Below are 15,248 nucleotides of genomic sequence, written 5' to 3'. Positions count from 1 at the left end.
TTGGCTAATTATTAAACGGTTAATAAAAAATCGGCCCGTCCGCTAAGGGACCTGACCGATTCTGATTAGCCGACCGTAATTTGCTTCCGGCCATGTTTTTTAGAATGATAGAGGTTCTGATCGACCCGGTTGTAGAAATCCATGGGCGTCTTGTCCGCGGTAAGCATCGCCGAGACCCCTAGCGAAAGCGTCACCTGAATGGCCTGCCCGCGTGTATGAACCGTCAGCTGTTTCACCGCCTCGAAGACCGCCGTCGCAATCCGACTGGTCTGATCCAAGTCGTAGCCCGGCAGTAAAATGTTAAACTCCTCGCCCCCGGTCCGATATAATTTCAGCTTCGAATCCTTGTGGGTCAACACCTCTTGAGCCGTCTCCGCAACCTCCCGTAGAACGGCATCCCCCGCCGAATGCCCATAGGTATCATTGACGTGTTTAAAGTGGTCGATATCGAACATGATCATCGACAGTGGTTCCCCCGTTCGCGTACTCTGCTTGAACAGAAACTTCACGGTATCCGTGTACGACGAGAAGTTTCGCGCGTGTGTCAAAGTATCGTGGCTCGCCAGCCGCTCCAAGCGGGACTTCAATTCGCCATCATGCGTCAGCATATTGACGTACGCGTAGAGCAACAGCTCGAAGATAATCAGGTAGAGCCATTCTTGTTGAAAGGTGGTCCAGCTCAGCGCGAACTTGAATTTCATCCACAACCACAGTACGCCACCGAACGGGGCCCCCACGGCCATGTAAATCATCCAGGCACGACGCTGATCATGGTAGCGGACCCGAATCCAGTTCATCGCCATGAAGAAAACAACTAGAGTCACGGCATACCCCCACGACTCCCAATAGCGCAGGGATTCGTTGAACACCATATAGACCAGTACAATCGGTGGAAATAAGTAGAGTGAGACGTGAATATTTAAGAAGTACGCGCAGAAAATAATGGCAATCAATTGAAAGTTCATAAATTCCCAGGAGATCGGCTTCCCAATCACCGGGATCTGCATGCAGAAGATAAACACCAACACGTAGATCACGCCATACCAGGCATTAATGACGTCGTCGGCAATATCAATGTGTCGGCGATGCACCCACATATCGAGCCAACTAAAGGTCACCCAATATAGGGTAAAAACACCCAGGATAAAGAAAATACTCGAGATAAATGGTGGTACCTGCCACTGCGACCATGTCATGCTGAAACCCTTCTTTGCTTAAATTAAAGCCTAACGTTCCCACCAACTTGGCGGTCTTAACCCGGGTGACCAATGCCCCTGTCACCTATCGACCATCCATGAACCCTTTACTTAATAGTTTACCGAATGCGGACCACTTTGCAAAACCAGCTAAGCGCACCGGTTTCATCGGTTTATCTAGCCAGCGGCCCTAGGTTGTCCCATTGTTATTTTTACAAAAAGTAAGTATAATTTATCATGATATAGATAGTTTCGCCGGGAAACTTATAACATAAATTATACATTAATCTGTTAAACAGTAAAAGGGAAGATCAATTTATGAAAGTTATTATTGTTGGGAGTACCCATGCCGGAATCGCCGCCGTTAAGCAGGTCTTAACGAATTATCCAAATGCTGAGATTACCGTCTACGAACGGCAAAAAAACATTTCGTATCTCTCTTGTGCAACGTATCTACGCATTGAAGGAACGGTTCGGTCCTTAGCCGATACCTTCTATGCGGAACCGGAAGACTTTATTAAACAAGGGGTGACCATGAAGACTCAGACCGACGTCCTTTCCATCGACGCACAGGCCCACACACTGGTCGCGCAGGACCTGCTGACGAAGACCAAGTCAACCGACCACTATGATAAATTAATCATGGCGACGGGGTCGATCACGGCTATCCCCGCCATCACGGGCATCGAGAATCCCAAGGTGCGTCTGTGTAAAACCTTTGACCAGGCACGGGATCTCTGCGCGGCGGCCGCGGACTTTCGCCGAGTCGCCATCATTGGCGGCGGGTACATCGGCGTTGAACTCGCTGAAGGATACGCGCGCACGGGTCATGAGGTCACGCTTATCCAGAAACCACAACAACTCCTAGATGGCTATCTGGAACCCAAACTGGCCGAATCCGTCAAACAACTACTCACCGATCACGGTGTCCGCGTCCTGACGGGGACCCGGGCCACACGCTTCGCCAATACGCCCGATGGGGCCTTAGCCATCACTACGACGCAGGGCAAATTCGTCGTCGACATGGCAGCCGTCAGTGCCGGGATGCTCCCACAGACCGAGCTCGTGGCTGGTCAGGTTAGACGCGCTAAGAATGGCGCTATCGTAAAGGATGACTACATGCAGACATCGGACCCCGATATTCTCGCGGCCGGCGATAATGCCACCATCCATTACAATCCCACGCAGTCCACGGGGTATTCCCCGCTCGCTTCTCACGCTGTCCGTCAGGGCGCTCTGGCCGGCATAAACGCATTTGAACGGCGTGTCCGCACCATCGGCACGCAATCTTCCACGGCCATGTTGGTCTTTGACCATACGGTGGCCTGCGTCGGCATGACCACCCGCGCCGCCAAAGCCGCTCGGTTTAACGTGGCGAGCGTCTGCTATCAGGGCAGTTACCGGCCGGACTTTATGCCCAATGCCTATCAGGTCACGATTGAACTGATCTACAATCGTAACAACCGGCAAATCTTGGGGGCTCAGCTCTACAGTGCCCACGACATCTCACAGGCGGCCAATACCGTCTCCACATTAATGCAGAACCACGCGACCATTGACCAGCTGGCACTGGTGGACATGCTCTTCTCGCCCAACTTTAGCCAACCATTCAATTACCTGAACTTAGCCGGTCAAATGGCCGTGGCTCAGGAACACGGTTACCAGCGTTCTTAAATTTAACCGACACCAACTAGGCGGTTCGGTTTCCTTGCGAAATCGAGCCGCCTTTTTGATCGTTATAAAATTGTCGCCCATCGCCCACCTAGCTTCGCTGTGCGTACAGTACCTTTAACGTCTTCAAGTCTGCCGGTGATAGGTGGAGATGTCCTTGATCGTACGGATACATGACGGATAGCCGACTCTTACTGTGGTCCAAGCCCACCGCATGACCGAGCTCATGGACCGCTACCGACGCCCGAATCCCCGCTTCAGGATGCTCCAGGTTCAGACCGGCTCGTGCCCGGTTGATGGTATAGCTTCCGAGACCCACGTAGCGCCGAATCTCCGGGCCCCCTTCCCCCAACTCTAAAAAGTTCGGCTGCTCGGCACTCGGCCCACGATGATAGGTAAAAAAAGTGACGCCATTCTGTTTCTGCCGCGGGTGGCCCGCCACTAATTTGACGACACCCGTCCGATTGTACACGGTCACAGCCTCTTCAAATATCGGCCGGACGTTAACCGGCACACTCGGCGCAAAATGATAATAGTAAATAGGCTGCAACGGATGTTCCGCAGCGATCTTCTCCACCGGCGTTGCCGCCTGTTGCTGACTTCCCGGTAACCTCGTCTCCAACTGGCGCATCACCCGGTTGACCCGCACTTGCGTAAAATTCCAGTTCTGCGATTCTCCCAAACGGACGATTCCCAGTATCCCCATGACCATAATCGCCAATAATAAACGCCGCTTCCACATGACCTCGCGTTTCCCCCTAAATCACTCGATGATTACTAGTTTAGCCGTCTTATAAGACAAATCCCAGCTAAAGTTTATCAGCGGCGCAAAAATAACCGGCATTGTGATTATTTTTGCGTGCCACCTTATAAACATCATTATATTTTAACACTAGTCCGCGTAACACCAGTCTTGACGGGCGTTCTAACGCTACGGTGAGAGTTTGCTAAAAATTTGGATTGATGTTTCTTAGCTAACAAAAAAGGACGTCCAGAGTCATTTACCCCAAAGCCCAAAATAATTATAGGTTAAGCAATTCAGTCGGCGTCGCTAAAAGCGCCGTCGGATGTTCAGCCCGCAAAGCTGCCGGATCGGCGGCGCCCCACAAGGCCCCGGCCGTTGCCGCGCCGGCACGCTGACCCATCTGAATATCGTACTTGGCATCGCCAATCATCACGGATACTTGTGGATCGAGGCCGAACCGGTCTAATAGGTTCAAAACGCCATCCGGAGCTGGTTTATAGTTCGCCACCATATCCGAACCACACACGGCCACAAAGGTCCCGGTAAATCCCGCCTGCGCCAAATTCCGACGCAACGGCTCGGAGTGCTTACTCGACACCACAAAGAGACGTTTACCACGTTCCCGCAACGTTGCCAGTGTAGCTGTCATCCCGGCAAACGGCGTCATTCCGGTTCGTTCTGCGAGTTGGTACTGCTGGCGAAAGACCGTAAACAAGACCTCCAGATCTGAATCCGTCAACGTTTCCGCAGCCATTTTAGCGAAAGACACTTCGATCGGAACACCCATGTAGCCCACGATAGCCGCACGAGTGGGCACCGTCAATCCTTGAAGCGCGTAGGCCTGCTGCGTGGCGCGGACGGCGGCCTCACTGGAATCCACAAGTGTGTTGTCAAAGTCAAAGAAGAAATTATCCATGGTCTAAATCACCATTAACGCCGACTGAATCGTCGTTAACACGCCGTCGTGTTCGTTGTCCACGCTCGTCACCTGTGTCGCCGCACGTTGGACCTCAACAGGCGCATTGGCCATGGCCCAACTGTGCTGGGCGAACTGAAGCAGCGGCACATCATTGGCGCCATCCCCAAAGGCCATGATCTCGTCGGCAGCCACGTGCCAGCGTTCGGCCAACCACTGAACAGCCGGTAACTTGCCCACGTTCGCCGCAACCACGTCCACGACGCCATAGCCGCTGTCGTGCGCTCGGAGTTGCCCATCAAAGTAGGTATTCAGATCGGCCACTAATTGTCCGCCCTGACCGGGTGCCGTGGACACGCTGATCTTCTTGATTCGGTCGTCTACTGTCCGTAGATCGGCCACCTGTTTGAGATTGTCATAGAATTTTTCCGCCGCATCAATCAGGACTTGGGGCGCACCGGTCTCAGTATATGAACCGTGTTGACCAACCAAGATCACGTAGGCTGATTTGAGGAAATCCTGTTGCCGGTCCACCGTCACGAAGTGGTTAACCTGCTGGGCGCTGAGACTGCCGTCGAAGACCTGTTGGCCCTTTAAATAGATTGAGGCCCCATTCTCGGCAACAATCGCCAGATTATCGGCCATCACCTCATGAAAGAGCTTCTCCAAGTGGGTGAACTGATTCCCGGAAGACAGGACCAGTTGAATCCCCCGTTGCTTCAAGGCCTGTAGTGTCTCCTTGAACAGGGATTGATTGAACGTCTGATCATCGTGTAGCAGCGTGCCGTTTAAGTCGGTCGCGATTAATTTAATTGCCAAAATTTCACTCCTCAACTTTTCGTTAATGTCGTCATTATACCTTTTTTCACCGGGCTTGCACAAAGGGCACCTCGGCCGCGCCACAAAAAAACTCCCAGAAGCCGCGGACTTCATGGGAGTTTCTTTCGACTAAATTTAATTAGTTGTTTGCGTTCTTAACCGCAACGACCTGACGGCCATCGTAGAAACCGCAACTTGGGCAAACCATGTGTGACTTACGTAATTCACCACAGTTTGGGCAAGGAGTTAAATTAGGCGTCGTTAACTTGATGTGACCACGACGCATAGCTTTTTTCGTCTTAGACGTTTTCCGTGCTGGTACAGCCAAAGAAAACACCTCCTTCAAATAAAATTATATCCACTAGTGAAAAAATTTTTAAGGCTTACAAAGGAGATTATTGATCATCCTGATCAGGGAAGAAATCCTTTAACTTTGCAAGACGTGGATCAACTGGTTGATTTTCTTTCTCGACCGCTTCAAGGTTCTCTTCGGAAACGACCTCCCAGTCTTGACCGGTTGGCATCGCTTCGCCTTGTTGCTCGGCGTTAGAAAGAATGTGCATCGGAATCTGTAAAATAATGTTATCGCCGACGGCCTTGTCTAAATCAATCTGGTCATCGGTCACCACCATCACCACATCGGTCTTCTCAAACCGTTGGACAGCAGTTGGATCAGAAACATAAAATTCCGTCATTTTGAAATTAACGGGGAAATCCACCGGTGCTAAAGACCGGCTCGACGGGACCTTTAAATCCGCCGTTACCTGGGCAACGATGACGACATCGCCGCCCCCCACAACTGAGGCAAGCCCCTTAGCGTGGACGGGACCAATATCTAAGACCTCGTTACCATAACGTTCCATCAGATCCGCCTTTAAATTCAAGGTTTCATCAAACATCAACGGATCATTACGGTGGTTCTTTCGCAGTTCGGTCAACGACCATTTCATCGCAATCCCTCCAATGCAACGTGATAAATTATACCTGTCCAAAAATGTGATGTCAAGGTAATTTCCTTGATAGTCACTCTGAAAGCGTTATTTTTACGGGAATCCGTCCATAATCCTGCGGAATTCCCGTAATCAGCGTGCGTAGCGCCCCCAGTCGATCATCGAGAGCCCCGGGGCCCTTCTGCCAATCGCGGTCGGCCCGACTCACCAGTGGCAAGTCAACCTGCTTCTTAATCTGATGCAGGTAACGCTGACCGGCCGGTGAATAGCCCAAGACCCGCAAGTAGCGTGGCGTAACCTGCATTTCTGCAGGCTTCATCTGCCCCAAAAGATAGGCCGACTGCCGCTGGAGACGCGTATAGGTGTAGCGCTTGGTCTTTACGGCGTGCATGAACTCAGCAAACGTGGCACTGGTCAATGCCGCCCGCTTCAGGCGATACTCCACGCCCTCCGTAATCTGATACATCTGGCGCAGATCGGCCACGTCGCCACTCACCAACTGATAGCGCAGGTACGGCCAAAAGTCGGTCCAACTGGTCAATTGTGCGGCCCGAAGTTGGCGCAACGTCGTCTCAGGAACGACCGGCTGCACAGCCGCCCAGTTCGCCGCTAACGCCGCCGTTCGTACCGCGGTGGCACTGGCGAATGGACTGGCCGCCGCAATCGTCGCGTCATTGTGCTGACTCCCTTTGCGTGCCAGTGCCAGAAGTTCTAGCGGATTCCCTTGGCGACGATTGGCCAACGCATAGAAGAAGCCCAGAATGTCATTGGCCGCATTCAGCGTAATCCCCGTCTGGTCGCGCAAATAGCCTTGAAACAACGAAGCGTAGGTCTGGTCGAACCGCCTAAATGTCGCCGGGTCCTGAGGTAAGTTGGCCATCAAGCGGTCGACATCCATCTCGGGATGTTCACTGCCAAAGGCCAACCACCGACACTTCAACGCAGCCACTAGGGCCACGCCGCCCGCCGCAAATAAGTGGGCCGGCTGGACGGCCATGGCCGTGGGGAGTTCCACCACGAGATCCACGCCCCCAGCAATGGCTGCCTGTGCGCGTTGCCATTTGTCCATGAGGGCCGGCTCACCACGTTGTACCCAATTACCACTCATCACCGCCACGACGACATCAGCACCGGTGATTTGCTTCGCCTGAGCGACCTGATACGCATGCCCGTTGTGAAACGGATTGTACTCCGCAATGATGCCTACCGCCTGTAGCGCCATGTCTATGCCTCCCGCGTAACCTCAAAGAACCAACGTGTTGTCTCCGGTGTGACTTCCGCCTCACCGAAGTCTGCGCTGACGCGTTGTAACGTCAAACCTGCCGACTTTAAGGCCGCCTGATAATCCGCGAGCTCGTAGGTCCGTTCGTGGTGTAGCTCCGTCACCTTGTGATAATCGCCGGTCTCTTCATTTTGAGTGAAGAACGTCAGGTCATGTTCTGCCGCATGCGGTTCGTCTTCGATGCCATAACTGGTCCAGATAAAGGCCCGCGTGTCATCGACGTAATTATACATGTACCCCGGATAAACGTCATCCGTTTGGTGCGGCGTAATCACGTCAAAGAGAAACTTGCCGCCCACCGTCAGATGGTCGTGCACCTGTCGAAAGGCCGCGGTCACAGCCGCCAAGTCCGGTAAATAACAGAAAGAATCGGCAAAACACGTAATGGTCTGATAATCGCCAATCATGGTTAGGTCCAGCATGTCACCGGCCATCAGTGGCATCGTCACCTCGGCCTCCTCAGCGTGTTTGGCAGCGAGCGCTAACATCTCCTCAGAGAGGTCCAAGCCACTGACCTGGTAGCCCTTCTGCGCCAGTAGGACGCCTAAACGCCCACTCCCGCAGGCCAGGTCCAGGAGTTCACCATCAGTCGGTGCGACACGTTGGGCGACAAAATCCAGCCACTGGTCGTACATGGCTGGATCAAACAATTCGTCGTAAAGCTCGGCAAAAGACTGATAGATCATGCTTCAGCCTCTACCCACTGTGTCAAATCAACTTCTGGCGCGTCAGACCACAACTTCTCTAAGTTGTAGTGACTCCGTTGTTCCTTTTGGAACACGTGAACAATCACGTCGCCAAGGTCGATCAGAATCCAGTTGGCACTGTTCTTGCCTTCAACATCCTTGATGGTCACACCCTTGGCGCTGACCTGATCTTCAACCTCGTCAACAATGGCTTGAATCTGCCGGCTGGAGTTGGCGTCCACAATCAGGAAGTAGTCGGCCATCAGGCTAACCTTCCGCATATCTAAAGCGGTCATATCTTCAGCCCGCTTACTTTCCGCAGCCTTGACTGCGATTTCTAAGACTTCTTTGCTATCCATGCAAGTGCTCCTCTCGATTTTTGGATCTTCATTTCATGTTGTTTATTTAGCGTGGTAACGGGGAACCCAGGCATTGTACGTTTCCAGCGACTTGGGATAAACGGGCAACCCGTTTTCGACCAAATACTGCAACGTATGCTGCGCCTGAAAAGCAACCCCGGCCCCTAGGTCTTTGGCCGTGATTTTCCGTGCCTCATCGACACCCGGAAAATCTCGAGCTGGTTCAATGTAGTCGGCCATATACACGATCTGTTCCAGCGGCGTCATGTAGACAGCGCCGGTCGTATGGTGGCGAACCGCATTCAAGACGTCTTCATCATAAATGTGTAGCTCGCGCTTGATCAACTCGGCGCCCACGACCCCATGCCAAATGGCATTGCCGTAATTCAACAGATCGGGATCGAGTCGGTACGCCTTGATGGCGGCAATGAAATCGTCATCCGGTCGTTGCTTGGCGTAGTCGTGAATTAACCCGGCAATGCTGGCCCGTTCGGCATCTACGTGATTGGCGGCAGCCAGCTCTAGGGCCGTCTGCTCCACGCGTAACACGTGATGGAACCGTTTAGGACGCAGTTGTTGTGCGATCTGATCGATTAATTCCTGACGGGTGCCGGGAAAGATATTAGCATGGTACGTTAACTCAGTCACGGTATAACAGATGCTCCTTTATATAGAGATCCACCATGGTTGGCACCAGATAGCGGACCGATTGCCCACGACGAATCTGATCACGAATCATGGTTGAACTAATCCCAATGTTAGGCACGTCCACCCACAGCACGGGATACGGTGATTCCCGGGTAAACCCTTGCCGGCAGACGCCCACAAACTGGACCAACTTGACGAGCTCGTCAATCCGGTACCATTTTGGCAAATAAGCCACCATATCCCCACCAATAATGAAATAATACTGGTTTTCGGGATGTTCGCGGGTCAATTGGACCATCGTGTCGTAGGTATAGCTCTTGCCACCCCGTTGCACTTCCGTCAATTCCAGCTTAAATAAGGGGTTATCCTTAATCGCCGCTTGCACCATGGCCACCCGATCGGCGGCTGGAATGGCGAGCTTGCGATCGACATGCGGTGGTTCGGCATCGGGCATAAATAACACCTGATCAAGTCCCAACTGTGTCGCAACTTGATCGGCAATGACCAAGTGACCCAAGTGTGGCGGATTAAAGGTCCCACCAAGAATCCCAATTCGGCGCTTCTTAGCGGTGGCCTGCATCTGCGTTGCCACCTGCGTACTCGTTTGCTCTGAGATTTTTACCACGACTGCCAGACCTCCTACATATTTTCAACGACTGATGAAATTCTCTGATTTTCTTCATCCGTTGCGGGCCGGTAAAGGACCAACACGCGACCAATTGTTTGAACGACTTGAATATCCGTTCCTTGTTCGATAAAGTCCTTGGTCTCATCAACCGAAGCTTCCGCACTCTGTTGGAGATTGATCTTGATTAATTCGCGTTTCTCCAAGGCTCCGGTCAATTGATCCAACCAAGCCTGCGTCAATCCATTCTTCCCCACGGAAAATAAGGGGTGCATGGCGTGTGCGTGAGCACGTAAGTATCTCTTTTGTTTCCCTCGTAACACGTTGTTTTCCTCCATTTATCTAAATCATTGCGCGCCGGACCAATACGCCGACGCCTGCAGGTGCCCAGCCGGTCACGTTCACGCCAGCTGGAACCGTAATCCAACCTAGGCCTTCAAAGACCAGGTCGCTCTTAACAGTGGTTTTAAATTCATGCGCAACCAACGGTGGAAAATCATCCTTGTTTTCCGGTTGTGGCGGCGTCAACAACTGACCCAATTGCCGGTCATAGAAGTCGTCCGCATTCTCCAGTTTGGTGCGGTGAATGTAAAGATTATTTTCAAAGTAAGCGATGAAGCCACTCTTGGGTCCCTTAGTGTAATCAAACCGGGCAACCCCGCCGAAGAACAACGTCTGTTGATCGTTCAGCTGGTAAGTCTTGGGCTTGATCTGCTTTTGTGGGGCCACGATCTTGAGATCCTTACCATACAAGAAGTGAGCCATCTGCTGGTTCTGAATAATCCCTGGGGTGTCGACCAGCACGTGGTCATCATCCAGTGGTAGTTCAATCTTGTCCAGCGTGGTTCCCGGGAAGCGCGACGTGGTGATCAGGTCCTTGACCCCGGTATTCTGCCGAATAATTTGGTTAATCAGCGTGGACTTCCCAACGTTGGTCACCCCAACCACGTAAACGTCGCGATCCCCCCGGTACTTGTCGATCATCGTCAGTAATTGATCCACTGACTGATTCGTCTTGGCACTCAGGAGTGTCACGTCAATTGGGCGCAACCCCTGCTCGTTAGCCCGTTGGCGAATCCAATCCTTCAGCTTGCTACGCTTCAGAGAACTTGGTAACAGGTCTTCCTTGTTACCGACCAGTAAGATAGGGTTCTCACCCACAAACCGGTGGAGTCCCGGAATCACACTACCGTTGAAATCAAAGATGTCGACAACGTAAACAATCAGCGCGTTGGCATCTTGAATCTGGGTCAACAAGTTCAGAAAGTCATCGTCGGTCAGGCCGACCGGCACAATTTCATTGTAATGCCGCAAACGGAAGCACCGTTGACAATAAACTTCTTCCTTTTCCATGCCCTTATCCAAGGCCGACTGAGGCGTATACCCCGGCGCTGTCTTGTCCGTTGTTTGAATCTCTGCCCCACACCCAATACAGTGCAGAGCCTCACCGTCAACTAAAACGGGTTCAGTGTGTTTTTCGTTCATTAAGATCCTCCTGCCAAGTTAATTCTGGGTACGCATGCCGCAAACGCCACATGACGACTTTTTCTAATAAGCGATTGCCCTTCGTAATCCAGGCGTCCGACTTCAAAATCGGCTTCACCAAGACACTGCGCACACCACTTCGATGTGCCGAAAGCACGTCCGTCATGAGTTGGTCACCCACCATGATGGCTTCCTCACGGCGCAAATGCCACCGCCGTAACGCCCGCCGAATCCCCCAAGTCAGTGGCTTAAGGGCCCGATGAACGTAAGGCAGATTAAAAGGTGCGACGGCTCGGTCGACCCGCGCGCGGCTATTGTTGGACACCACAATGACCTGGATACCGGCCATTTCTAACATCGTTAGCCAATGCCGTAATTCAGGTGTGCCATCGGGATTATTCCAAGCAATTAAGGTGTTATCCAGATCGGTCATCACAGCCTTAATGCCGTGAGCTCTCAACTGATCCGGTGTCAAATCGTATATATTTGTAACCATCCACGTTGGTTTGAATGCGGAAACCATGCGGGTGACTGCCCCCCTTCGTCCGTTTGCCGTTACCGGCTGTCTAGCTTTTCATTATACGCAATTTTCGCGAATTTTACCACTCGTAACGACTGGAAATCCGTTTCTCTCGGCAATCGGTAAGAACCGGACTGCCTGGGCGCTGGCGTACCGACAGCGTCGCGTTTAATCATTTAACAGCCACTTGAAAATTTGTGTAGTCGGGCAGGTCCCTGCGCTTAGAAATCGAAGCGACGCCTGCCCGGCTACACCACATACAGTGGCTCTGGCCAATTTCAGGTGGCCACACTCAAAGTTTTCTACTTCGGAAACTTGCAGCTTCTGAAACGTGTTCGGCAAGGCAGGTCCCTGCGCTTAACCCCATTAAGCACCGGCCCGGTTCCTAGTCAATTACTATTGCTTTTTCTAGTTTCAAGAAGACACACTTAAAGTTTGGTTCTAAAATATCTGTTGTTGGTAATCAACTTAATTGGTTACTGGCAGCGGATATTTTTGTATACTGTATAGAGTAAAAATGGGTACAAAAAAGGGATATAGTCGCAGATCTATGTCCATCCACTACCACATTTCAAGAGAAAGAAAGTGACTATATCCTATGTCCAATGATACTAAAATTATTCTGGGGATAAAAGACCCTAATATCAAAAAACTGAAAATAATGAATCCCTTAGAAGTAAAGGGACCACTCAAGGTACAGGCACTTTTAGACTACCGTCCAAAAGCTTGTACTAAATGTGGCGTTTTGAACCAGAAGAGCATTATCAAATACGGTTGGCGTTGGACCACGGTTAAACTCCCACAAGCCGTTGAACGAGACGTTAAACTTCACCTTAAAAAACGTAATTTCAAGTGTAAGCAATGCCATCAATACTTTCTGGCAGAAACGTCGTTAGTTCAGCGAAACCACACCATCTCTAACGTCAGCCGGATCTCGTGTTTAGTAAAGCTCAGTGAGACGGTTTCAATGCGACATATCGCAAACGAATTAAACATTTCGAGTACGAGTGTTTTACGAATCATGCGTAGCTACCAACCGGATATTAAGACAAATTACAGCTGGTTGCCAGCAGTTATTAATATGGATGAAGTCAAGTCTACCAAAGATGCCAAAGGTGCAATGAGCTTTGTCTTTATGGACGGTATGCGAAACGAATTTATCGATATCCTTGAATCACGAACCCTGTATGATCTCGAAAAATACTTCAATCGATATACTAAGGCTGCGCGAGAAGGCGTGAAAATCATTGTGACAGATATGAATTACACGTATCCGCAATTGACAGAAACCGTTTTTCCAAACGCGATTGTGGTAACCGATAGGTTCCACATCGTGAGTTCTATAATGCGTGGTTTCAATCGTGTGAGAGTTCGTATAATGAAGTCCTATGCCAATTCAAATATCAAACATAAGATCTTAAAACGATACTGGAAACTACTCTTAAAACCTAATGAAAAGCTGAACTTCAACGTCTATCATAATTTCACTCATCTCTCAGGAATTAATACTGAGAATAGTACGGTCGATTACATTCTCAGCTTCAATGATGAATTACGCCAAGCGTATGAGCTTTTACAGACCGTCCGGCGAGCCGTCAAGTATCGTCACACGTCCAAACTAGTAACCATTCTAGACAAGAAGAATGATTACTCCGAAGAGCTTGAAACACCGTTAAATACGTTGAGAGAACACCAAGAATCTGTGTACAATGCGCTAAAATACAATTATTCTAATGGACCAATGGAAGGTATCAATAATAAAATCAAAGTAATCAAGCGAGTCAGCTACGGATTCGGTTGTTTTAGTAGCTTTAGATTAAGGATTCATCTAGTATTCGGAATTAAAAAGGCTGCCTAATCATAATACGATTAGGCAACCTCAGACAGCCGATTACCAACAACAGTTGACAAAGAGCCTAAAGTTTCCACTTCACAAGCTTGCGGCCTCTGAAACGTGCGCGGTTGGGCAGGTCCCTGTGCTTAGAAACCTAAGTGACGCCTGCCCGGCGAAGCCGAACAGAAGCCCCTTAGCTCCCTAATGCTCAGGACCTAAACGCCCGCCTTTGCACTCTAATAAAAAAGGACCCCGCTATCCGCGAAGTCCCTTTCTCATTAACTGAATTAAGCAGCCAATGCAGCCTTAGCTTGTTCTGCTAAAGCAGTGAATGCAGCAGCATCGTTAACTGCCAGATCAGCTAACATCTTACGGTTAACATCGATGTTGGCTAACTTCAAACCGTGCATCAACTTGCTGTAGCTCAGACCGTTCATCCGGGCTGCGGCGTTGATCCGGGCAATCCAAAGCTTACGGAAATTACGCTTAGTAGCTTTCCGGTCACGGAAGGCGTATTGACGACCCTTCATGACTTGGTCCTTAGCAACCTTAAATAAACGGTGCTTTGAACCACGGTAACCCTTAGCTAACTTTAAAACCTTCTTGCGACGTGCGCGTGTAACAGTACCGCCTTTAACTCGTGGCATAATCTTTTCCTCCTAAATCAATTCAAACATTATGTCGACATTTCGTCGACCCGAAAAATCTACGACTCGCTTACTTTTGTAATAATGAACGGTAAGTCTTAAGAGTCGTTTCGTTCATCATCCGGGTACCACGAAGGTTCCGGCGTTGCTTCTTGGTCTTACCGTGGAAACGGTGAGAGGTGTAAGCATTGGCACTCTTGATACCGCCCTTAGCAGTTACTTTGAAACGCTTAGCTGCGGCGCGGTTAGTCTTCATCTTTGGCATAATACGTAATTTCCTCCTTAAATCGGCAGCTAAAGCTACCCAATCAATTCACACTATTTCTCTGCGATGGGCGAAAGCATTAAGAACATGCTCCGACCGTCCATCTTAGGCCGTTGTACAACCGTTGCGACATCCGCCGTTTCAGCTGCCATACGATTTAACACTTCGCGACCAATGTCTTTATGGGTAATTGCCCGACCCTTAAACCGGATTGAAACCCGAACTTTTTCACCCTTAGCCAAGAACTTCTTAGCGTTCTTCAGCTTGGTGTTAAAGTCGTTGGTATCAATGGTAGGACTCAAGCGAACTTCCTTGACACTGACCACTTTTTGCTTTTTACGCGCTTCACGTTGCTTCTTTTGCAACTCGAACCGGTACTTCCCGTAGTCCATGATGCGGGCTACTGGTGGCTTAGCTTTCGGTGCAACCAAAACTAAATCGAGGTTTGCGTCTTCGGCGATCTGTAAAGCTTCGCGCTTGGTCTTAATGCCCAATTGCTCGCCGTCACCAGCGATAAGCCGTACTTCACGTGCTCGAATTCCCTCGTTGACAATCGTGTCGTTTGCTATGGTAATCCACCTCCAAAATAATCTCCGAGAA

Annotated in this window: 19 protein-coding genes; 2 read left to right on the top strand and 17 right to left on the bottom strand. The window is 50.5% G+C overall.

All coding sequences use genetic code 11. From position 1 onward, the window contains the following. Window positions 1-65 precede the first annotated feature (65 nt). The gene (locus KB236_02935; GenBank protein UIF29708.1) at window positions 66-1,196 is read right to left on the bottom strand and encodes a GGDEF domain-containing protein; all 1,131 of its coding nucleotides are present in this window, start codon (window positions 1,194-1,196) and stop codon (window positions 66-68) included. Window positions 1,197-1,514: 318 nt separating this feature from the next. Between KB236_02935 and KB236_02930 the strand changes: the two genes are divergently transcribed. Further along, complete coding sequence (locus tag KB236_02930; protein UIF29707.1) at window positions 1,515-2,870, top strand: FAD-dependent oxidoreductase; 1,356 nt, start codon at window positions 1,515-1,517, stop codon at window positions 2,868-2,870. An 88-nt stretch (window positions 2,871-2,958) separates the two neighbouring features. Here the strand turns inward: KB236_02930 and KB236_02925 are convergent, their stop codons facing one another. The 13 genes from KB236_02925 to KB236_02865 all read right to left on the bottom strand — a co-directional run bounded on the left by KB236_02925 (window position 2,959) and on the right by KB236_02865 (window position 11,905). Continuing rightward, window positions 2,959-3,609, bottom strand: coding sequence for a matrixin family metalloprotease (locus KB236_02925; protein UIF29706.1), 651 nt, complete (start codon window positions 3,607-3,609; stop codon window positions 2,959-2,961). Window positions 3,610-3,889: 280 nt separating this feature from the next. After that, complete coding sequence (locus KB236_02920; GenBank protein UIF29705.1) at window positions 3,890-4,528, bottom strand: HAD family hydrolase; 639 nt, start codon at window positions 4,526-4,528, stop codon at window positions 3,890-3,892. A 3-nt stretch (window positions 4,529-4,531) separates the two neighbouring features. Then, entirely contained in the window at window positions 4,532-5,347 is an 816-nt protein-coding gene (locus KB236_02915) for a Cof-type HAD-IIB family hydrolase (protein UIF29704.1), read from the bottom strand. Window positions 5,348-5,486: 139 nt separating this feature from the next. Beyond that, entirely contained in the window at window positions 5,487-5,675 is a 189-nt protein-coding gene (gene rpmF / locus KB236_02910) for a 50S ribosomal protein L32 (GenBank protein ID UIF29703.1), read from the bottom strand. A gap of 67 nt (window positions 5,676-5,742) precedes the next feature. After that, complete coding sequence (locus KB236_02905) at window positions 5,743-6,297, bottom strand: DUF177 domain-containing protein (GenBank protein UIF29702.1); 555 nt, start codon at window positions 6,295-6,297, stop codon at window positions 5,743-5,745. A gap of 73 nt (window positions 6,298-6,370) precedes the next feature. Next, window positions 6,371-7,519 (bottom strand): nucleotidyltransferase, encoded by a 1,149-nt coding sequence (locus KB236_02900; protein UIF29701.1) that lies wholly within the window; start codon window positions 7,517-7,519, stop codon window positions 6,371-6,373. A 2-nt stretch (window positions 7,520-7,521) separates the two neighbouring features. Beyond that, a complete protein-coding gene (locus KB236_02895) occupies window positions 7,522-8,265 on the bottom strand; it encodes a class I SAM-dependent methyltransferase (GenBank protein UIF29700.1) in 744 nt (247 codons plus the stop codon). Beyond that, entirely contained in the window at window positions 8,262-8,624 is a 363-nt protein-coding gene (gene rsfS, locus KB236_02890; GenBank protein UIF29699.1) for a ribosome silencing factor, read from the bottom strand. The genes KB236_02895 and rsfS overlap by 4 nt, the downstream gene beginning before the upstream one ends. A gap of 42 nt (window positions 8,625-8,666) precedes the next feature. Further along, the gene (gene yqeK / locus KB236_02885; GenBank protein UIF29698.1) at window positions 8,667-9,272 is read right to left on the bottom strand and encodes a bis(5'-nucleosyl)-tetraphosphatase (symmetrical) YqeK; all 606 of its coding nucleotides are present in this window, start codon (window positions 9,270-9,272) and stop codon (window positions 8,667-8,669) included. Continuing rightward, window positions 9,265-9,852, bottom strand: coding sequence for a nicotinate-nucleotide adenylyltransferase (locus tag KB236_02880; GenBank protein ID UIF30272.1), 588 nt, complete (start codon window positions 9,850-9,852; stop codon window positions 9,265-9,267). Before KB236_02880 ends, yqeK begins: the two co-directional genes overlap by 8 nt. Before the next feature lie 59 nt (window positions 9,853-9,911). Continuing rightward, entirely contained in the window at window positions 9,912-10,235 is a 324-nt protein-coding gene (gene yhbY, locus KB236_02875; protein UIF29697.1) for a ribosome assembly RNA-binding protein YhbY, read from the bottom strand. Window positions 10,236-10,239: 4 nt separating this feature from the next. Continuing rightward, window positions 10,240-11,382, bottom strand: a complete 1,143-nt coding sequence (gene yqeH, locus KB236_02870; GenBank protein ID UIF29696.1) for a ribosome biogenesis GTPase YqeH — start codon at window positions 11,380-11,382, stop codon at window positions 10,240-10,242. Continuing rightward, window positions 11,363-11,905, bottom strand: coding sequence for a YqeG family HAD IIIA-type phosphatase (locus KB236_02865; GenBank protein UIF29695.1), 543 nt, complete (start codon window positions 11,903-11,905; stop codon window positions 11,363-11,365). The genes yqeH and KB236_02865 overlap by 20 nt, the downstream gene beginning before the upstream one ends. Before the next feature lie 658 nt (window positions 11,906-12,563). On the opposite strand from KB236_02865, the gene KB236_02860 reads away from it, so the two are divergent. After that, window positions 12,564-13,760 (top strand): ISL3 family transposase, encoded by a 1,197-nt coding sequence (locus tag KB236_02860; protein ID UIF29694.1) that lies wholly within the window; start codon window positions 12,564-12,566, stop codon window positions 13,758-13,760. A gap of 263 nt (window positions 13,761-14,023) precedes the next feature. Here KB236_02860 and rplT read toward each other — a convergent pair whose 3' ends face one another. The 3 genes from rplT to infC all read right to left on the bottom strand — a co-directional run bounded on the left by rplT (window position 14,024) and on the right by infC (window position 15,202). After that, window positions 14,024-14,383, bottom strand: coding sequence for a 50S ribosomal protein L20 (gene rplT, locus KB236_02855; protein UIF29693.1), 360 nt, complete (start codon window positions 14,381-14,383; stop codon window positions 14,024-14,026). A 70-nt stretch (window positions 14,384-14,453) separates the two neighbouring features. After that, window positions 14,454-14,648 carry a 50S ribosomal protein L35 gene (gene rpmI / locus KB236_02850; GenBank protein ID UIF29692.1) on the bottom strand — a complete coding sequence of 65 codons (195 nt, stop codon included), beginning with the start codon at window positions 14,646-14,648 and terminating at the stop codon, window positions 14,454-14,456. 53 nt (window positions 14,649-14,701) lie between these two features. Continuing rightward, window positions 14,702-15,202 carry a translation initiation factor IF-3 gene (gene infC / locus KB236_02845; protein UIF30271.1) on the bottom strand — a complete coding sequence of 167 codons (501 nt, stop codon included), beginning with the start codon at window positions 15,200-15,202 and terminating at the stop codon, window positions 14,702-14,704. Between the last annotated feature and the right edge of the window lie 46 nt (window positions 15,203-15,248).

The sequence above is a fragment of the Levilactobacillus brevis genome (genome assembly GCA_021383565.1).
Lineage (GTDB): Bacteria > Bacillota > Bacilli > Lactobacillales > Lactobacillaceae > Levilactobacillus > Levilactobacillus brevis_B.
This window is presented reverse-complemented; position numbering and strand designations above follow the sequence as displayed.